Origin of the sequence: uncultured Arcanobacterium sp. (genome assembly GCF_947253055.1) — a bacterium.
Lineage (GTDB): Bacteria > Actinomycetota > Actinomycetes > Actinomycetales > Actinomycetaceae > Arcanobacterium_A.
On record NZ_CAMXYE010000001.1, the window covers coordinates 18,333 to 37,044 of the forward strand.

The following is an 18,712-nucleotide window of genomic DNA, read 5'->3' on the forward strand; positions in this document are numbered from 1 at the left end:
GGAATCGCCTACTCTTGGGGAGGAGTATCGGCCGACTGCGGGGATGGGGAAGCTGGCGGCGTAGGCGTATCTGCAGAGTGCGCCTGCTCTTCACGCAGGCTTTCAATTGCTTGAGTAAAATCTTCGAGATTTTCAAAATTTAAGTACACCGACGCGAAGCGCAGATAAGCAATCTGATCGAGCTTGCGTAAAGGCGGCAATACGGCATAGCCAATATTTTGCGCTTCTACTTGAGAAAACCCCTCCGCGCGAATTGTATCTTCGACTTCTTGCGCCAATAAGGCCAGTTGATCAGCGGTCACTGACCGACCTTGGCAGGCTTTCCCCACTCCGGAGATAATCTTTTCTCTGCTAAAAGGTTCCTGAATACCAGAGCGCTTTATGACTGTTAAAGAAGCCGATTCCGTGGTGGTAAAACGGCGTTGGCATGCCAAACACTCCCGGCGGCGGCGAATAGACAGACCATCTTCGCTGCTGCGGGTATCGATTACTTTCGATTCAGCACTGTGGCAAAAAGGACAACGCATACCGCTAAAATATCTATAATTCACCACTTTATGCAAGTTTTCTCTATTCCGATTATCCTAAACAACAATTTTACGAATCGGTTTTGACGATTTCTCTGCTTTCGCTATTCTTGCTGACTTCTCTATTCTTGCTGCTTTCTTCGCTTTGATTTCTTTATCCGCTTTTGCTTGGCGCAGAAAATAGAAGGCACTACGAATTTAATTCACGCAGATCCACCCAGCAGTGCATGAATTCACGCCACTTTAACTAATTTCCCAGTAATTTACAGCTGCGCTACCCCTGCATCAATATCTAAGTGCACTGGATTTTCTGCTTGCGCCGCAACACTAATTCCTGCCGGTGCACTTTCTGCTCCGAGCCCATATAGAGAGCCATCTACTACGCCTACTAAACTGAGGCCTAATAAGAAACAGATTCCAAAGCTAATCAACATTCCCAAGGTAACTAAAAGATAGGAAAAAGGAGATAAGCTCCGAGCTTTTTCGCTACTGACTTGCGAAGATTTTTGCCAATTACGCGAATTAATTTGGCGCGCACTCCCGAGACGATAAGACGACATAGCGGATTTTCGCGCACCTCGCCTATCATGCTCAGCCGAGTGAGTAATATGCACTGCAATACCGGAATGAGCAGAGGGAGCACTCGGCACCGCTCTTAAACCTCCGCCCCGATAAGTGCGCGGAGCATCCGGGCGCACCACTATTTGCCCGCCACGAGCAGGATGTAAATTTTCCAGTTCTTTTAACTGCTGTGATTTCGGAGCCGAAACTACCCGCAGCCGTGCCGGCTGGGAAAGCGCCGCAACTTTTAGTGCAGAACTGCCGTCTACCACTGCTTTCTTAACCATATTAGCCTCCTCGAACACTTGTTCATCGAACATCTGTTCTATACGATACTCTTTGATTTTCAAAAAGTCCAGAACACTCGTTCGAAAATTCCGAACAAATGTTTGAAATATGTGTAAAGAACAATTAGACTTACATTTAAAGTTAAACAGGCGCCTCCGAAAAAATTTTTGCAGGTCTCGCTCCCGCAGTTTTTCGTGCGTCAAGATCACCAAACTAAGGCAAAACTATGGCAGAAAATATTTCCCAAAATCTCAGCGGACGGCAACGGGAAATTTTTCTCGCTATCTACAACGCGATAGCAGAAAATGGCTTTCCTCCCACAGTGCGCGAATTAGGAGAAATAGTAGGGCTAAACTCCCCTTCTTCCGTAAAATATCAACTAGATTCCCTAGAAGAAATAGGTTTCATTGCTCGAGATCGGCGCCGCCCCCGCACTATTGAAATTACAACGCTTGGGCAAGAATACTTGCAGCACCAGATTCCTCCCGTAGATTCCACGCCGACTCCGAGGCCCGCTCCTGCTATAAATTCCACTTCGCTGGCAGATGAATACTCAGAAGCAGTACAGGTACCTTTAGTAGGCGATATAGCCGCCGGATCTCCTATCCTAGCTGAGCAGCGCGTAGAAGAATTTTTCTCTCTCCCGCGGCAGCTCACCGGTAAAGGAGAACTCTTTATGCTAAAAGTACATGGTGAATCTATGGTAGATGCAGCTATTTGTGACGGAGATTGGGTAGTAGTACGTAAGCAAGAAGTAGCCGAAAATGGCGAAATTGTGGCAGCGCTACTAGAAGAGGAAGCAACTGTAAAAGTATTAAAACGGCAGGATGGCCACACTTGGTTACTCCCCCGCAATCCTGAATATGCACCGATACCAGGTGACGATGCAAAAATTATGGGGAAAGTGGTAAGCGTACTGCGCGCTCTCTAGCGCACAAAAGCACAGATTTAGATACTTTTCCGCGAATCTCGTAGTCTTTGTAGAGCTTCTCGCGCTATTTTTCCATCTTCAGTGCTCCACATAGTCGGCAGCGCAGAGAGTAAGTAATGCCGGTAGCGCGCCGTGGCCAATCTACTATCTAAAATCGCCACCATTCCTTTATCGCTCCGCGAGCGCAATAACCGCCCTGCTCCTTGTGCAAGAAGCAAGGCAGCCTGGGTAGCAGAAACTTCCATAAACCCCGATTTACCTTGTTTTTGTGCGGCCTCACTGCGCGCCTGCACTAGTGGATCATCGGGGCAAGGAAAAGGAATCCGATCAATTATCACCAAGCGGCAAGTATGCCCGGGCACGTCTACGCCTTGCCAAAGAGAAATCGTGCCAAAAAGTGAGGCGCTCTCATCGGCGGCGAATAGCTCTAGCAAAGTAGGTAGTTGATCGTCTCCTTGGCAAAAAATCGGCAAATCACATCTATCACGCACATAGGCTGCAGCTTTTTCTGCACCGGCTCGAGAAGTAAAAAGACAAAGTGCTCCTCCGCCCGCTGCGGTGATTAAATCCAATATTTCTGCTAAGTGCTCACTCCCGTAGCCATCTCTCCCAGGGCGCGGCAAATCTTTAGCTATATAGAGAATGGCCTGTTTCTCTGGTTGAAAAGGAGAGCCCACATCTATGCCCTCCCATTCTCCCTGCGCTGGCAGAGTAAAGCCTGCCTGCCCGGCGAGCTGGTGAAAAGAATTATTTAGTTTCAAAGTGGCGGAGGTGAGTACTGCCGCCCGGTCGGTAAATAAAGAATCAGCAATTGCACTTGCCACTTGTAACGGAGCTAATTGCAGAGATTCACTGCCCGTAGGCGAGATCGACTTCCACGCCACTAAGCGGCCGGAGTTTATATCATTGCCTAATATCTTTTCCGTCGTTTTCAATAAATCCCCGGCGCGCGCCCGTAGTACTATCTTTTTCGCAGCCTCTTCTTCGTTTCGCCCCGACATACCCGCAATATCAGCTGCCGCCTCCCCGACTCTGCCTTGAAGACGCAGCAAAACATCTTGCAAGGCTTGCGGAATTTCGCGGATACGCCCCTCTGAAATTTCCGCTAAAGTTTCACTAAAATCTTCCGCTGAATCATCTAAATTACTATCGCCTAAACCGTTTTGCCGCAGCGAGCGCGCGAGAGAAATAATTTCATATTTACTGAGTGCCCAAGAAAGCTGCGCCGTCACTCTATCTACTAGCTCATGAGCTTCGTCTACAATAAATGCGGCTGCCGGCGGCAATATGGGGGTACCCGCCGCTTCTACTCCCAACATAGCGTGATTAGTCACCACTATATCGGCTGCTAAAGCGGCTTCTCGCGCCAAATAAGGAAAACAAGATATACGCACTGGGCATTTTTCACCTAAACACTCCTGTTTAGGTAGAGAAACTTGCTCCCAAACTCGCTCCTCTACTCCCGGCACTAAGTCATCGCGATCACCGCTACTGCTTTCCGCCGCCCAATTGCGCGCGCGCACTACTTCCGCTCCCCGCGCAGTAGCTCCGAATTCTCCCTCAGCTCGAGAAAGTAAAGTACCTTCTTCTGGATAACCTCCTGCTGATTTGCGCAGGCAGACATAGTTATTCCACCCTTTTAATACGGCCACTTGGAGATTTTTCCCGAGTTTTTCCTTTATTATCTGGGCTACTAAGGGGGCGTCTTGCCGAATAATTTGCCGCTGCAAAGCGAGAGTTGCCGTAGAGATAATTACTTTTTGCCCAGTTTCTAAACTCCAATAGGCAGCTGGTATCAGATATCCAAGCGATTTGCCGGTACCGGTGCCCGCCTGCACCAGCAGATGCCCGCTGCGAGTTAAAGCACTATAAACTTCTTCTACCATCTGCGATTGCCCGCTGCGCTCTTCACCGCCTAGTTCTGCCACCGCAGCTTTTAGTAGTTCTAGGATCTGTGCACTCTCGGTATCTGGCGCATTCGCACAACTCGCGGAACTCGCACTCTCCTCAGAACTCTCGGAGCTCTTAATATCTTCTACGCCGCTCTCCGCAGCCGCATCTACCACATCCGAATCTAGTGAATTCCCATCTGGCGAAGCAGTAATATCTGCATTTAGCTCGGCAGATACTTCTACACTGGAATTTACATCCGGCGCAGGTTTCTTTTCCGGCGCAGGTTTCTTTTCCGGCGCAGGTTTCTTTTCCGGCGCAGGCATACTTTTCGGCGCGGCTTTACTTTTCACCACGGCTTTACTTTTCGGCGCAGTTTTCTTTTTCGGCGCAGATTTATTCATCGCACATCCTCAAGAGCAGAAGTCCGCGAAAAAGAAATCTCTGCTTGTTCTAAAACTCCCACCATATCTGCATGAATATAAGCCGAGATACGGGTGCCTGCCGCAGAAAATTCCTCCGCTATAACTTCCCCTTCCCGATGAATACGCGCGAGGATATCCCCCCGCTCATAAGGTATTACGACCTCTATATGCAGCTCCGGGCGAGGAAGCATCTTTTCGATAGCGCTCTCCAACTCCGCAATACCTGCCCCGCTCACCGCACTCACAAAAACAGCTTCTGGATAAGCACTGCGCAAAGTGGTGAGAGTGAGCTTATCAGCTAAATCTATCTTCGAAAATACGATTAGTTGCGGTATTTCAGAAACTCCCGGCACTTCTGCGAGTACTTCTTTTACCGCTGCTATTTGCCCACCCGGATCGCGATGCGCTGCATCTACGACGTGGAGGAGCAAATCGCTTTCTGCCACTTCCTCAAGAGTAGAACGGAATGCTTCTACCAATTGGGTAGGGAGAGAACGCACAAATCCCACCGTATCAGTGAGGGTATAAACTTGCCCCGCGGAAGTTTCACCGCGCCGCACCGTAGGATCGAGAGTAGCGAAAAGAGCATTATCTACTAAAACTTTTGCCGCCGTGAGCCTATTTAGGAGCGAGGATTTTCCGGCATTGGTATAACCCACTAAAACGACTGCCGGCACCGCCCGCCGGCGGCGCGAAACTCGCCGCGTAATCCGCGCCGGCTGCATCGCTTTTATATCTCGGCGCAACTTCGCCATGCGTTTGCGAATTCTCCGCCGATCTAGTTCAATCTTTGCTTCGCCCGGGCCACGCCCGCCAATTCCGGCTCCCCCAGCGACGCGCCCGCCAGCTTGCCGCGACATCGATTCACCCCAGCCTCGCAAACGCGGCAATAGGTACTCTAACTGCGCCAATTCTACCTGTGCTTTACCTTCTTTAGATTTGGCGTGTTGGGCAAAAATATCGAGAATTAAAGCCGTCCGGTCAATTACTTTTACTTTTATTACATCTTCTAGAGCCCGCCGTTGCGAAGGAGCTAATTCACAATCGACGATTACCGTATCCGCCGATTTTTCCGTCACGATTTCGGCCAATTCTTGGGCTTTTCCCGAACCGAAGAAAGTGGATTTATCTGGTATTTGCCGCCGTTGGATAATTCCTTCCACTACGAGTGCCCCTGCGGTTTCCGCCAAAGCAGCCAACTCCCGTAACGATTCTTCCGCCTGCGCAAAAGAGCCCGCTATCCACAGACCCGCCAGCACTACCCTTTCTAGACGCAGCTGCCGATACTCTACATCTACTTGTTCCTCGCGCGAAATATCACTTATCCGGTGCAGAGCTGCCCGGCGCTCTACTTCAAAATAATCTCCCCGCGCTTCGGCGGCTGCGGTGGCACTCTGCTGTAAAGATGCCGCCGGCAAAGTCAATTCGGCCCGATATTCTTCTGGTATTTGCTTCTCGTTAATAGCTATTACTCCACTCCTCGATATAGAAAAATTATCTCACTTTCTCTTTATTTTCGCTGAACGGCTAAGCTATTGACTGTGGTACAGCATTATTTTTCCAGTGACGCCCCCGATTTGCCGCGTACATGGCACGATATAGAAATCTGTGGGCGCAATTATCGGATCCTTAGCCAAGGTGGCGTATTTTCGCCGACGCAGCTCGATAAGGGGACCGCCGTACTTTTACGAAAATTTCCTTTCCCCCTGCTCCCCGGGGCGGCTCGGATTGTCGATTTAGGATGCGGATGGGGGCCGATAAGTCTGGCTCTAGCTGCTCACTACCCAGAAAATAAAATAACGGCCATAGATGTAAATCCGGTGGCACGCGAACTGACGAAAATAAATGCAGAAAATGCCGGATTCTCACTAGAAGTGCAGGAAGAAGAATCCGCCCGTCAACTTTTTCAAGAGCAAGAAGCAAACATCGATTTGCTGCTTTCTAATCCCCCTATCAGGATTGGAAAAACTGCTTTACATAAGTTACTAAGTGACTGGTTAGCGCTACTCTCCCCGCAGGGGCAAGCCTTTTTAGTAGTGCAGAAAAATCTCGGAGCAGATTCTTTAGCTGCTTGGTTACGGGGTAGCGGATATACGGTAGAAAAAATCGGTTCCGCAAAAGGCTACCGCGTTTTCCAAGTCGGGAAAGAATCTCTCCCTTTCTAAATAGGTGGCAGGCAATAGAAATTTAAGAGATGAATTACGCAGGAGCTACCCTTTATAGATTCTGCAATTTTTGCGCAGTGTGATCGGCCGCTTCCCGCAATTTTTCATCCGTTATTTCTCCCGAAAAATTCAGCCACTCAATGCGCTGATCGGCATGAAACCAGGTATTCTGCTTTTTAGCGAGCCGCCGGGTAGCTTGCTCCGTATTGGCGACCGCCTCCGCAAGCGGAATTTTCCCTTGCAACACCGCAATAGCCTGCATATAACCAGTAGCTTTTTGCGCGGTACTTCCGCGTAAAATTCCCGCTTCTAGCACCTGCGCAGCCTCCACCAATAGACCCTTGCTAAACATATCGGCAGTGCGCTCGGCAATACGCGCTTCTAAGACTGCTTTCTCCACGCCAATTCCCAGCAAAGAAATATCTGCATAATGGCTAGTATGCCGCGGAAACACTGGCGTATAGGATTCTCCGGTAAGCCGCACTACCTCCAAAGCCCGGATGACCCGCCGCGGATTTTGCATATCGATAGTGGCCGCCGAAACCGGATCTTTCTGCGCTAATTCCTTTGTAAGCGGAGCCAGCCCCTCCGTTTCGTATATAGATTCTAATTCAGCCCGGATTTCCACATCCGTACCAGGAAAACGCAGCTCATCAAGCAGAGCTGCCACATATAGACCTGATCCACCCACAATAAGCGGAATTTTCCCGCGCGCTTCGATAGCGGCGAGATCTGCGCGAGCATATTTTTGGTAGGCAGCTGCCGAGGCCGCTTCCGTCACTTCTAATACATCTAGCTGGTGATGTACTATATCTCCCGCTTCTTCCGGGGTAACTTTTGCCGTTCCAATATCCATGCCCTTATAAAGTTGCATAGAATCAGCCGAAATTATTTCGACTTCCGCGCTGCCCCCTAAATAGCGAGCCAGATGCAGAGAAAAATTAGTCTTGCCGCTGGCGGTGGGGCCCACTACCGCAATAATCATAAAGACCTTCTGATTTGCGGAATACCTAGGCTCACTACCTGCGGGTTATTTATTTCAGCTATCAGTTGGGCTTTTCTCCGCTCATTTTCTTCCCAAATATCTCCAGCATGGGTGCGCCGCAAACGGAACAATCCTCCCGTCAACGCCGAATCGGCCACGAGATGCGAGGGAGCCCCGTGCGTGACCTCTACTTCCACTATATCTCCTGGCCGCGGGCGCTCCGGCAGATCTGCCGGCAGTGCCACGTGCACTAACCGATTATCGCGCGCCCGCCCCGTCACTCGATTAGTTTCGGCGTCTTTCTTTCCTTCACCAGCTGCTACCAGCACTTCCACCTGCGAACCGCACAGTTTCTGATTTTCTTCGGTACTTATCCGATGCTGCAGATTAAGTAGACGCTGAAAACGCTCTTGCGCCACTTCCGGCGGAATTTGCTTTTCCATAGTCGCCGCGGGAGTACCGGGGCGCGGAGAGTAAATAAAAGTAAAAGCAGAAGAAAAACGCGCCTGCTCTACCACGTCGAGCGTAGCTTGAAAATCGGCTTCAGTTTCCCCGGGGAATCCCACAATAATATCGGTAGTGATGGCGGCCTGCGGTATATATTCCCGCACATTATCGAGAATGCGCAAGAATTTTCCGCAGCGATAAGAACGCCGCATCGCGCGCAGTACCGAATCCGATCCAGATTGCAGCGGCATATGGAGTGAAGGCATCACATTGGGAGTTTCCGCCATAGCGTGGATGACGTCATCTGAAAAAGCAGCTGGATGGGGTGAAGTAAAACGAATCCGCTCGAGGTTGTCTATATTTCCGCCCGCACGCAGCAGTTTTGCGAAAGCTCCCCGATCTCCAAAGCTCTGCCCATAAGAATTGACGTTCTGCCCGAGTAGCGTCACTTCAATGGCTCCCTGCGCTACCACCGCTTCCATTTCCTGTAAAATTTCGCCCGGCCGGCGATCTTTTTCTTTTCCGCGCAGATGCGGCACGATACAGAAAGTACAAGTGTTATTACAACCTACTGAAATAGATACCCACGCTGAATAGCTAGCTTCCCGCCGGCTGGGAAGCGTCGAAGGAAATACCTGCAAAGATTCCGCAATTTCCACTGCCGCTTCTTTATTATGGGCAGCTCTTTTCAGCAATGCCGGGAGCACATTCATATTATGGGTACCGAATACCACATCTACCCACGGAGCTTTTTCGACGATTTTTTCCCCCAGCTGCTGCGCTAAACAACCGCTGACGGCAATCTGCATATCAGGGCGCTCTCGCTTCACCTGCGCCAGCTGCCCTAGATTTCCAAAAAGCTTATTTGCCGCATTTTCCCGCACCGAACAGGTATTTATGACGACGATATCGGCTCCACCATCTCCGGCGAGACTAGCGCGTGCCGCTTTTTGCGGCACTAACTCTACCGGCACATAGCCGGCTGCATCGAGCATCCCGGCAAGACGCTCTGAATCATGTACATTCATTTGGCAGCCGAGAGTGCGAATACTATAAGTGCGAGGCAAATTTTCTTTATTCATCCCCGCCAGTTTAGTGCAGAATCCGCCTCATCTTCATGTTGAGAATATGCGATTTCTACCGCAGCATAGATGATGCTGGCCGGAAAACCTCGCCGCGCTAAAGCTCCAGAAATCCGCCGATACACAACTTCGCGCGGCAAATCTTGCATAGTAGCCATTTTGCGCTGCGCAAATTCTTGCGCAGCTGCTGCTTCATCTTCTGCGCTTATCTGCTCTAAAGCCAGCTCGGCTAGCTCGGAGCTGATCCCCTTTTTTTGCAATTCATTGCGCAGAGCCCGCCGTGAAATAGCGCGCGCCGCAAAACGCATCTGTACATATTGGCACGCAAATTTTTCATCATTCACGAGCCCCGATTCTTGGAATTTTTCTAGAGTCGATTCCTGAATATCACTAGGCACATTTCGTTTCGCCAAGGCTGCGCGTAACTGCTGCACAGAACGATCCGCCATTCCCAATTGCCGATAGACGATATTGCTGGCGTGCTTCTCCCAATCGGCGCGGCTGCGCTGCGCATCGCGCGCCGCCTGTCGCGCTTTTATTTCGGCGGGCGAAAGCCGCGGACGGCGCTTTTTTCGCACATCCGCATCTGCCGCATAATTAACCATTAGGCAAGCCCATCACCATCTACTGCTACCTCAGTACCCGGCACGCCGATTCCCATTGCCTCTTTTACTTTGGCTTCAATCTCATCAGCTATTTCCGGATTATCTACTAAAAATTGCCGCGATTTTTCTCTACCTTGCCCCAGTTGATCCCCATTGTAGGTATACCAAGATCCAGATTTAGTAACTATTTTAATTTCCGCAGCTGCATCGAGAATACCACTTTCGCGCGATATCCCCTGCCCGTAGATAATATCGAATTCTGCCTGCTTAAACGGCGGAGCCATCTTGTTTTTCACCACTTTAACTTTGGTGCGGTTTCCAATTGGCTGCGCTCCAGATTTCACGGCTTCTCCGCGGCGCACATCTAAACGTACCGATGAATAGAACTTTAAGGCTCGCCCACCGGTAGTAGTCTCCGGATTTCCGTAGAATACGCCGATTTTCTCTCGTAACTGGTTAATAAAGATAGCGGTGGTACCGGAAGCAGAAAGTGCACCCGTCAATTTACGCAAAGCCTGCGACATAAGCCGCGCCTGTAAACCAACATGCGAATCACCCATATCGCCTTCAATTTCCGCTTTCGGCACTAATGCGGCTACCGAATCGATTACTAAAATATCGAGTGCCCCGGAGCGTATGAGCATATCGGCAATTTCCAGTGCCTGCTCGCCTGTATCCGGCTGGGAAACTATCAAAGAATCAGTATCTACCCCTAAATTTCGCGCATACTCTGGATCTAAAGCATGCTCAGCATCGATAAAAGCCGCAATTCCCCCTAATTTTTGCGCACTGGCGATAGCGTGCAAGGCGACGGTAGTCTTACCCGAAGATTCTGGACCATATATCTCTACCACGCGCCCCCGCGGCAAACCGCCAATTCCTAAGGCTAAATCTAAAGCGAGTGAACCCGTGGGAATTACTGCCACGGAACGCACCGGGTGATCTCCCAGGCGCATTGCCGAACCTTTACCGAACTGCTCATCAATCCGCCCCAAAGCATAATTGAGCGCTTTTTCTTTATCCTGCATATTTTTCTCGGCCATAATGCGCCTTTCTTTTTAACCGGCTTCCGCCTCACCAATAGAACAAGTCTTATCGGAGCTCACCCTCACCGAATGACTATCCGAGTATTACGCTAGGCCCGACTTAAAGCCGAAAGATTACCCATATTTTTTCTGTGGAAAATACCGGCACTTCCGCAATACATAGCCAATCTTATACCGAACAACCGTTCGAAGGCAAAAGAAAACGCGCGGCGATTTCCCGCCGCGCGAATTCTTAACCTTGTTTTTTATGAGCATTAATTCGGTGTAAATAGAGGTATTTTTCCGGCAAATCCATCTCTTCCACTATCGCCCGCCAAACTTCCTCGGGCCGATAACCATTTTCCAATGCAGTCTGAGCTGAAGAATTACCTAACTGCGGCAGAATTAAATCACTCGCTAGAGAATCGGCACGCACTTTCGTAAAGACGCGCGCCATAACCTCCCAGAATTCACTGTAGGTCATCCCCAAGTGTTACCTCATTGCCGCCAATTCGCTCGCCACTAAAGATTCCGGCACCGAATCTGGAATCTCTACCCGAATTTGTTGAGCTCGGCGCATAGCTGGAGTGATGCGACCAGCCGCCCGATCTATCCGGTCCGCCACTACCCGCAATATTTGACTGAGTGGCACATTCAGAGCAGTGCAGATAGCGTCTAACAACTCGGAAGAAGCTTCTTTTTGCCCGCGCTCCACCTCAGAAAGATACCCTAAGGAGACCCGCGCCTGAGAAGAAACTTCCCGCAGTGTGCGCCCTTGCCGCTGCCGGTACTCACGTAGCACGTCGCCCAGTTCTTGGCGTAGCAGTACCGTTTCGCTCTTAACTTCCACCGACACTTCCGGATTTAAATGCATTTTCTTCTTCTCGCTTGTCAGTTTCATCTTCTCATCTTCTCCCTTACACTTCTTATAACGCCCACCGCAGCAAAAAACTTCCCAGCTTTTCAATTACTGCGCACCCTAAATATCTAACGCTCCCCTATTTCACCTGAAAATTCAACCAAAAAGGCCTCTAAAGCCGCCGCTACTGTTAGCTTTCTCACGGTAAGCCGGTCACCGGAAAAATTCTTTTGGAGCGCTTTTAGGCTCCACGAATCAGCGGATTCTCTACCGAGAACTTCGCGCTGCCCACTTCTCCGCGGCGCACTAGCAAAACCCAAATAAACTAAACCTACTGGTTTACCCTCTACCGGATCAGGCCCTGCTATTCCGGTGGTGGAAATAGCGAAATCTGCCTGCAGCTGCCTAGCCGCTCCGATAGCCATTTCTTTAGCTACTTGGGCATCTACTGCCCCGCGCGCGGCCAATAAATTTTTATCTACACCCAGCAAATCCGATTTCACATCCGTAGCATAGCTAACTATGCCCCCGCGAAATACTTCCGAAGCTCCCGGCACATTCACCAAGGTAGCTGCTAATAAGCCGCCGGTTAGAGATTCTGCCACCCCGAGGGTAGCCTGTTCAGCGCGGAGACGGGCTATAAGAGCGGCTGCTAATTCATCTAAGCTCTGCATTTCGCATCATTTCCCGCTCTCACTCTGCTTCATTGTGCAACCGTATTGCTTCCCGCACGTACTCATAGGCAGAAGTTAAAGCAAAGAAAAGTGCCACCCCCATTAACGCGTAGCTAATGTAGAGCATTCCATTCGCCAATGACTGCGGTAAAAACTCCGACCAAGGCAAAATTATTCCTCCTATGGCTAAGGATTGGGCGAACATCTTTATCTTTCCACCAGCTCCGGCGGCCATCACTTTAATTTTACGCATTCCCATGCGCATAGCAGTGATTCCCAATTCGCGCACGATAAATAATATCGTCACCCACCACCAGAGCATTCCATGGAAAGAGAGCAATAATAAAGCGGAAATAATCAGTACTTTATCGGCAATGGCATCGGTGAGTTTTCCGAAATTAGTAATTAGGTTATAACGCCGCGCCAAATATCCATCGAATTTATCGGTCAAAGCAGCTACGAAAAATATTGCCACTGCTATCCAACGCCGCGATACAGCGGTATCTAAAAAGGCAAAAATGAATATAGGCGCCAACACCAGGCGCAATACCGTCAACGCATTAGCGATATTGAAAAGCGGTACTTCTTTATGCGACTTTTCCACCATAGTCTAAGTCTAAGGCATGGAGCTGGCAAAGTTTAATTAGCCAGCACCGCGCGGTGTATTCTATTGCTTCTCTAGGCAGTGATCTAGCAACGCAATCGCTACAGCTAATCAATCTCGGTGCGATTAATTCCTGCGCGATTAATTCCTACCCATTTAATCTCTGCCCGTCAATTGCCAAGCATCTTCATCGCCGTCGTCGTCAACATCGAGCCGCTGAATTTCGGTTGAATCCTCTAATGGATCTCGCGCATAGCGGCTGTCTTGCTCATAGACGATTGTACGCCCCGCCGTATCTTCCCACTCCGCAGTGCTCTCCGCGCTCGGAGCAGAAGTTATATTAATAGTTTCTTCTCCCGCGGCAAAAGGCTGGGCAGCAGCTGGTTCCCGCGGCACCTCGGCATCTCCAAAATCCACCTCGGTATAGTAATCTGCCGGCGCACTTGCAGCGGCGCTATGTAAATCAGATTTTTCTCCGCGAATAAAAGCTAAAGCATCCTCTAACTGATCGGGAGCCACCAACACATCCCGCGCTTTGGAGCCTAAAGAAGGACCCACTATTTCTCTATCTTCGAGCAAATCCATCATGCGCCCCGCTTTTGCAAAACCGATACGCAATTTACGCTGCAACATCGAAGTAGAGCCAAATTGGGTGGTGATAACTATCTCGGCTGCCTGTAGAAGTGTTTCTAAATCGTCGCCAATTTCTTCTTCTACTCGCTTCTTTTCCGCTTTGGGAATTACGTCATCTCGATAGACCGGCTCCATCTGTGCCTTTACGTGCTGCACTACCGCGTTTATTTCTTCTTCACTCACCCACGCGCCTTGCACTCGAATCGGTTTACTGGCTCCCATCGGCATAAAGAGCGCATCTCCCATACCGATAAGTTTCTCCGCTCCCGACGCATCTAAAATTACCCGCGAATCAGCGAGCGAGGAGGTCATAAAAGCGAGCCGCGAAGGGATATTAGCTTTAATCAACCCGGTTACCACGTCTACTGAAGGCCGCTGCGTGGCGAGTACCAGATGAATTCCCGCCGCCCGCGCCAACTGGGTAATACGTTGAATAGACGATTCCACATCGCGTGGAGCCACCATCATTAAGTCAGCTAGCTCGTCTACCACTACCAGCAGATAGGGGTACGGTTTCAGCTTGCGCTCCCCTATTTGCTGTACTTTTCCGCCCCGCACTGCTTTATTGAAATCGTCAATATGCTTATATCCGTAGGTAGAAAGATCATCGTAGCGCTGATCCATTTCGCGCACTACCCACTCTAAAGCGTCGGCAGCTTTTTTCGGATTAGTGATAATTGGCGTCACCAAGTGGGGAATTCCCGCATAAATAGTGAGTTCTACTCGCTTTGGATCCACGAGAATCATCCGCACATCTTCTGGAGTACAGCGCATCATAATCGAAGTAATCATCGAATTAATAAAAGAAGATTTACCAGATCCGGTAGCTCCTGCCACCAATAAATGCGGCATTTTCGCCAAATTGGCTAATACGTATTGCCCGCCGACATTCTTTCCAATTCCCACTACCAGAGGATGAGTACGCTTCCGCGCAGCTGGAGAACGCAATACATCTCCTATTAAGACGGTCTCCCGATCCCGATTGGGGATTTCAATTCCAATTGCCGATTTACCGGGAATCGGAGAGAGTATCCGCACATCGGCAGAGGCCACCGCATAAGCAATATTCTTAGAAAGCTGCGTAATTCTATCTACTTTTATCCCCGGGCCTAGCTCCACTTCATACTGTGTGACGGTGGGGCCGCGCGAAAAGCCAGTGACCTGCGCATCTACCTGAAACTCCGCAAATACCTGCGTGAGCTCTTTTACCACATCCGTATTGGCTTGAGATTTTTCTACGTGCGGTTCTCCCTCCCGCAGTAAAGAGAGCGCCGGCAGGGTATAGGTGATATTAGAAGAAAGCTCCATCTGCTCTACCCGCTCCGGCAATGCTTCCGGGCGCGGCGGGCGCAACTTTTTCGCCGCGCGTTCTACTTTTTGCCTAGCGCCTTCCTTATCAGCTAATGGTTTCAACACGCGAGTATTTTCCGCCATGCCACTATCTGCGCCACTATCGCTGCCGGCAGTATCTAAATTATCTACGCCGCTATTTGCGCCGTCACTAAAATCTCCCGCCTCATCTTCTCCAGTTGACCTGCGCAATCGCCGCAAAATACCGCGCCGCGGGCGCTGTGGCTCTTCTTCTCCTTGGACAATAAGCGCAGTGGAAGCATCTTCCTCCGCTGCTCGCGCTTCGGCACGTACCGCTGCCCGCTGGCGCACCCAATCGAGAATATCCCGCACTGACGTATCCGAAGCTAAGAGGAGCGAATAGAAAATAAGGAGAAAAAGTACCGGTATAGCTCCCCATTCGGTGACTAAAGCTACTAGACTTCCTCCCACTATCCAGCCAGCTAAACCGCCGGCACTTTCTACCGAAATAAATACGGTAGTCGGGTTGGGCTGCCCACCTAGAATATGTAAAACTCCGGTGAGAGAGAAAATTAGAATTAGTAAAGCAATGAGAAAATGCCGGTTACGGCTGGCAGGGCGTTTCCGGAACAGCGTAATAGCTAAACCCACCAATAATACTGGCACTAAAACGGCGAAAAGCCCCACGCTGCCAGCCACCACATGATGTAGGCCCTCTAGGAGCAATCCAGATTTACCGAACCATTCTTTTATAGCTACTAAAACTGCCAAAGCTAGCGCTAAGAGAGCTAATCCGTCATGCGCTTTCTTATTTGCTGCGCCACTGGTGCCGCTATTTCTCCGCGCCCCGCGAGCTTTATTTTTTGCTGCTCGCGCTGGAATGCGCGCAGTATCGCCAGAATTCTGGGCCCGTTTCCTCGCCACTATTTTTCCTTAGTTTTGGTTGTTTCCTCTTTAAGAAGTGTATAAAAAAGTGCCGCCCTTGTGGGAGAAGCTTCCCCATCTTCCACCCGCCTAATAAGGCGAAAAAGGCACATTCTATGCTTCGATGACGGTCGGTATAATCATGGGCGCACGCTGCAGCGTTTTTGCTGCCCAGCTTCCAATCACTCTCCGCATTGCCTGCTGCATCCGGTAAGAATCCGCAGTTTCATTACACAGAGTATCAGCGAGGGCCTCCCGCACAGCCGGCAAGATTTCCGCAAATACGGTATCGTCTTCAGCCATGCCGCGCGCCTGAATATGCGGCCCGGTAATTATAGTACGGTTTTTGGCGTCCACCACCGCGAAAATAGCGATAAATCCTTCTTGCCCTAGCGTGCGGCGATCACGCAGCTCCGCTTCGCCGATTTCCCCTACGCTACTGCCGTCTACAAATACATATCCGCAAGGCACTCTCCCTACTAAATGTGCTTCTCCCCCGTGCAAATCTACTACGTCGCCGTCGGCACAGAGCATCACATTTTCTGTCGGTACGCCGGTGCGCACAGCTAAAGAGCCATTCGCCACCAAATGCCGCACCTCCCCATGAATCGGCATCACATTTAGTGGCTCCACGATATTGTAGGCATAGAGCAACTCACCCTGCGCACTATGGCCAGATACGTGCACCGCCGCATTGCCCTGATGCACTACTTTTGCTCCTAGTTTCATGAGCCCGTTTATAAGATGGAATACTGAATTTTCATTTCCGGGAATAAGTGAAGAAGCGAAAATTACTGTATCTCCTGGTCCAATCTTAATTTTCTTGTGGGCAGAAGCAGCTATGCGGGAAAGGACGGCGCGCGGCTCTCCTTGGGAACCGGTAGACATATAGACGCGCTGCTGCGGAGGAATATTTTCCATTTCCCCCAACTCGATTAGGGTTCCGGCCGGGATTTCTAAATAGCCGAGGTCGCTGGCGATTTTCATATTGCGCACCATAGAGCGCCCTACGAAACAGACTTTTCGCCCGTATTTAGCAGCAGCATCTAACACCTGCTGTACCCGATGTACGTGTGAGGCAAAAGAAGCCACCACTATTTGACCTTTTGCCTCCGCAAATATGCTCTCCAATACCGGCCCAATTGTGCCTTCGGAAGCGACGAAGCCGGGCACTTCAGCATTGGTGGAATCCACCATAAATAAATCTACGCCGCTTTCTCCCGCTCGCGCGAAAGCGCGTAAATCCGTAATGCGCCCATCTAAAGGCAATTGATCCATCTTAAAATCTCCGGTGATGAGAATAGAACCACCGGGAGCGCGCATAAATACTGCGAGCGCATCGGGAATCGAATGATTTACGGCAATAAATTCGCAGCTAAACTTGCCAAGTTGCTCCACGTCTCCTTCCGCTACTACCAGCGTATAGGGCTTAATACCGTGTTCAGCTAATTTTTCTTCCACTAAAGCGATTGTGAATTCCGAACCTACCAGCGGAATATCTGGGCGTAAGCGCAGTAAATAGGGTACCCCACCAATATGGTCTTCATGACCGTGGGTGAGCACCATAGCGTCTATATCGTCTAAACGATCTTCGAGATAAGAAAAATCGGGAAGGATTAAATCTACTCCCGGCTGGCGCTCTTCGGGGAAAAGCACCCCGCAATCTACTATGAGTAATCGGCCATTGCACTCGAATACCGTCATATTCCGGCCAATATCCCCCAAACCACCGAGAGGGATAATACGTATTGTGTCTTTTGCTAATTGCGGAGGTAAATCTTCAGTAACCACGTTACTATTCTGCCATGTTGGGGGCCAAATAGTTAAGCGAGAAACCCTTCTTTACGGAGCACTGCTTCTAGTTGCGCCAGTTCCTCCGGGCTAGCTCCCACGAGCGGCAAGCGCAAATTAGCTTGTGGAAGCACTCCCAGTAGGTGCAAAGCCTCTTTTGCCATTACTGCTCCCTGCCCAGTGCCCATAATGGCATCTACGATTGGCATTTGGCGCGCAAATTCTGCCCGAGCGGCCGGAAGGTCTCCCGCATCTACTGCCTGCACCAGACGACGGAGACTGCTCGCGATCAGATGCCCGGCCACAGAAACAACCCCGGAAGCTCCGTGTGCCAGCCAAGCAAAGTTTAGACCGTCATCGCCGGAATAATAAGCTAAACCGGTACGGCGCATTTTTTGGAAACCGGCTGCCACATCACCCGTAGCATCTTTCACAGCTTGAATCTGGGGATTTTCTGCTAAGCGCAGTAGCGTATCTACAGAAATTTTCACTCCCGTACGCCCCGGAATATCATAAATCATTACTGGGAGTTCGGTAGCGGCGGTGACGGCACTTATATGCTGGTAAACTCCGGCTTGCGAAGGGCGGTTATAGTAAGGCGCCACCACTAGCAAACCATCTGCCCCCGCAGCGGCTGCCCCTTGTGCAATACGTACTGCATGTGCCGTATCGTTAGATCCAGCGCCGGCCACTAACATTGCGCGCTCCCCGATGGTGTCTTTTACGGCGCGCACTAACTCATCTTTTTCTGGCTGGTGAGTCGTAGGAGATTCACCAGTAGTGCCAGAAAGCAAAATAGAATCGCAGCCTTCCGTGACTAATTTATCGGCAAGACGGCAAGCACTATCAATATCTAAAGAACCATCGGCGTGGAAAGGAGTCACCATCGCCACGCTTACGGAACCGAAAGGACGGGCAGGAATATACGTATTACTCATATCTCTATCGTAGCTGGAAATAAATAAGAAACGGAGAGGTTCGATAT

Annotated in this window: 17 protein-coding genes; 2 read left to right on the plus strand and 15 right to left on the minus strand. The window is 50.2% G+C overall.

Going from position 1 to position 18,712, the window contains the following annotated elements:
• Positions 1 to 8 precede the first annotated feature (8 nt).
• Together nrdR and Q0X35_RS00080 are read right to left on the minus strand one after the other, a co-directional pair.
• Positions 9 to 527: a transcriptional regulator NrdR gene (nrdR, locus tag Q0X35_RS00075; RefSeq protein WP_297564208.1), complete on the minus strand. Its 519-nt coding sequence runs from the start codon at positions 525 to 527 to the stop codon at positions 9 to 11.
• Positions 528 to 790: 263 nt separating this feature from the next.
• Complete coding sequence (locus Q0X35_RS00080) at positions 791 to 1,375, minus strand: hypothetical protein (protein ID WP_297564210.1); 585 nt, start codon at positions 1,373 to 1,375, stop codon at positions 791 to 793.
• Between the two features lie 227 nt (positions 1,376 to 1,602).
• On the opposite strand from Q0X35_RS00080, the gene lexA reads away from it, so the two are divergent.
• Entirely contained in the window at positions 1,603 to 2,307 is a 705-nt protein-coding gene (lexA, locus tag Q0X35_RS00085; RefSeq protein ID WP_297564212.1) for a transcriptional repressor LexA, read from the plus strand.
• A gap of 17 nt (positions 2,308 to 2,324) precedes the next feature.
• On the opposite strand, the gene Q0X35_RS00090 is transcribed toward lexA, so the two are convergent.
• A complete protein-coding gene (locus Q0X35_RS00090; protein ID WP_297564214.1) occupies positions 2,325 to 4,601 on the minus strand; it encodes an ATP-dependent DNA helicase in 2,277 nt (758 codons plus the stop codon).
• Complete coding sequence (gene hflX, locus Q0X35_RS00095; RefSeq protein ID WP_297564215.1) at positions 4,598 to 6,046, minus strand: GTPase HflX; 1,449 nt, start codon at positions 6,044 to 6,046, stop codon at positions 4,598 to 4,600. Before hflX ends, Q0X35_RS00090 begins: the two co-directional genes overlap by 4 nt.
• A 117-nt stretch (positions 6,047 to 6,163) precedes the next feature.
• Here hflX and Q0X35_RS00100 point away from each other — a divergent pair, with 117 nt between their 5' ends.
• A complete protein-coding gene (locus tag Q0X35_RS00100) occupies positions 6,164 to 6,787 on the plus strand; it encodes a class I SAM-dependent methyltransferase (RefSeq protein WP_297564217.1) in 624 nt (207 codons plus the stop codon).
• 52 nt (positions 6,788 to 6,839) lie between these two features.
• Here Q0X35_RS00100 and miaA read toward each other — a convergent pair whose 3' ends face one another.
• From miaA to dapA, 11 genes are all read right to left on the minus strand, one after another.
• Complete coding sequence (miaA, locus tag Q0X35_RS00105) at positions 6,840 to 7,772, minus strand: tRNA (adenosine(37)-N6)-dimethylallyltransferase MiaA (protein ID WP_297564218.1); 933 nt, start codon at positions 7,770 to 7,772, stop codon at positions 6,840 to 6,842.
• The gene (miaB, locus tag Q0X35_RS00110; protein WP_297564219.1) at positions 7,769 to 9,301 is read right to left on the minus strand and encodes a tRNA (N6-isopentenyl adenosine(37)-C2)-methylthiotransferase MiaB; all 1,533 of its coding nucleotides are present in this window, start codon (positions 9,299 to 9,301) and stop codon (positions 7,769 to 7,771) included. The genes miaA and miaB overlap by 4 nt, the downstream gene beginning before the upstream one ends.
• Complete coding sequence (locus tag Q0X35_RS00115; protein WP_297564221.1) at positions 9,298 to 9,906, minus strand: regulatory protein RecX; 609 nt, start codon at positions 9,904 to 9,906, stop codon at positions 9,298 to 9,300. The genes miaB and Q0X35_RS00115 overlap by 4 nt, the downstream gene beginning before the upstream one ends.
• A complete protein-coding gene (gene recA / locus Q0X35_RS00120; RefSeq protein ID WP_297564222.1) occupies positions 9,906 to 10,949 on the minus strand; it encodes a recombinase RecA in 1,044 nt (347 codons plus the stop codon). The genes Q0X35_RS00115 and recA overlap by 1 nt, the downstream gene beginning before the upstream one ends.
• Before the next feature lie 235 nt (positions 10,950 to 11,184).
• A complete protein-coding gene (locus tag Q0X35_RS00125) occupies positions 11,185 to 11,415 on the minus strand; it encodes a DUF3046 domain-containing protein (protein WP_297564223.1) in 231 nt (76 codons plus the stop codon).
• 9 nt (positions 11,416 to 11,424) lie between these two features.
• Positions 11,425 to 11,805 carry a helix-turn-helix domain-containing protein gene (locus tag Q0X35_RS00130; RefSeq protein WP_297564276.1) on the minus strand — a complete coding sequence of 127 codons (381 nt, stop codon included), beginning with the start codon at positions 11,803 to 11,805 and terminating at the stop codon, positions 11,425 to 11,427.
• 113 nt (positions 11,806 to 11,918) lie between these two features.
• Positions 11,919 to 12,464, minus strand: coding sequence for a CinA family protein (locus Q0X35_RS00135; protein ID WP_297564233.1), 546 nt, complete (start codon positions 12,462 to 12,464; stop codon positions 11,919 to 11,921).
• 19 nt (positions 12,465 to 12,483) lie between these two features.
• On the minus strand, positions 12,484 to 13,071 hold the full coding sequence (gene pgsA / locus Q0X35_RS00140; protein ID WP_297564234.1) for a CDP-diacylglycerol--glycerol-3-phosphate 3-phosphatidyltransferase: 588 nt from the start codon (positions 13,069 to 13,071) through the stop codon (positions 12,484 to 12,486).
• A gap of 153 nt (positions 13,072 to 13,224) precedes the next feature.
• Entirely contained in the window at positions 13,225 to 15,936 is a 2,712-nt protein-coding gene (locus tag Q0X35_RS00145) for a DNA translocase FtsK (protein ID WP_297564236.1), read from the minus strand.
• Positions 15,937 to 16,050: 114 nt separating this feature from the next.
• The gene (locus tag Q0X35_RS00150; protein WP_297564278.1) at positions 16,051 to 17,685 is read right to left on the minus strand and encodes a ribonuclease J; all 1,635 of its coding nucleotides are present in this window, start codon (positions 17,683 to 17,685) and stop codon (positions 16,051 to 16,053) included.
• A gap of 74 nt (positions 17,686 to 17,759) precedes the next feature.
• Positions 17,760 to 18,665: a 4-hydroxy-tetrahydrodipicolinate synthase gene (gene dapA, locus Q0X35_RS00155; protein WP_297564239.1), complete on the minus strand. Its 906-nt coding sequence runs from the start codon at positions 18,663 to 18,665 to the stop codon at positions 17,760 to 17,762.
• Positions 18,666 to 18,712 lie beyond the last annotated feature (47 nt).

Coding starts and splice junctions, on each gene's coding strand:
- miaB (WP_297564219.1), bottom strand. CDS start 9,301: ATGAATAAAGAAAATTTGCCTCGCACTTATAGTATTCGCACTCTCGGC.
- dapA (WP_297564239.1), bottom strand. CDS start 18,665: ATGAGTAATACGTATATTCCTGCCCGTCCTTTCGGTTCCGTAAGCGTG.
- Q0X35_RS00080 (WP_297564210.1), bottom strand. CDS start 1,375: ATGGTTAAGAAAGCAGTGGTAGACGGCAGTTCTGCACTAAAAGTTGCG.
- Q0X35_RS00135 (WP_297564233.1), bottom strand. CDS start 12,464: ATGCAGAGCTTAGATGAATTAGCAGCCGCTCTTATAGCCCGTCTCCGC.
- lexA (WP_297564212.1), top strand. CDS start 1,603: ATGGCAGAAAATATTTCCCAAAATCTCAGCGGACGGCAACGGGAAATT.
- Q0X35_RS00090 (WP_297564214.1), bottom strand. CDS start 4,601: ATGAATAAATCTGCGCCGAAAAAGAAAACTGCGCCGAAAAGTAAAGCC.
- Q0X35_RS00115 (WP_297564221.1), bottom strand. CDS start 9,906: ATGGTTAATTATGCGGCAGATGCGGATGTGCGAAAAAAGCGCCGTCCG.
- nrdR (WP_297564208.1), bottom strand. CDS start 527: ATGCGTTGTCCTTTTTGCCACAGTGCTGAATCGAAAGTAATCGATACC.
- Q0X35_RS00125 (WP_297564223.1), bottom strand. CDS start 11,415: ATGACCTACAGTGAATTCTGGGAGGTTATGGCGCGCGTCTTTACGAAA.
- pgsA (WP_297564234.1), bottom strand. CDS start 13,071: ATGGTGGAAAAGTCGCATAAAGAAGTACCGCTTTTCAATATCGCTAAT.
- recA (WP_297564222.1), bottom strand. CDS start 10,949: ATGGCCGAGAAAAATATGCAGGATAAAGAAAAAGCGCTCAATTATGCT.
- miaA (WP_297564218.1), bottom strand. CDS start 7,772: ATGATTATTGCGGTAGTGGGCCCCACCGCCAGCGGCAAGACTAATTTT.
- Q0X35_RS00130 (WP_297564276.1), bottom strand. CDS start 11,805: ATGCATTTAAATCCGGAAGTGTCGGTGGAAGTTAAGAGCGAAACGGTA.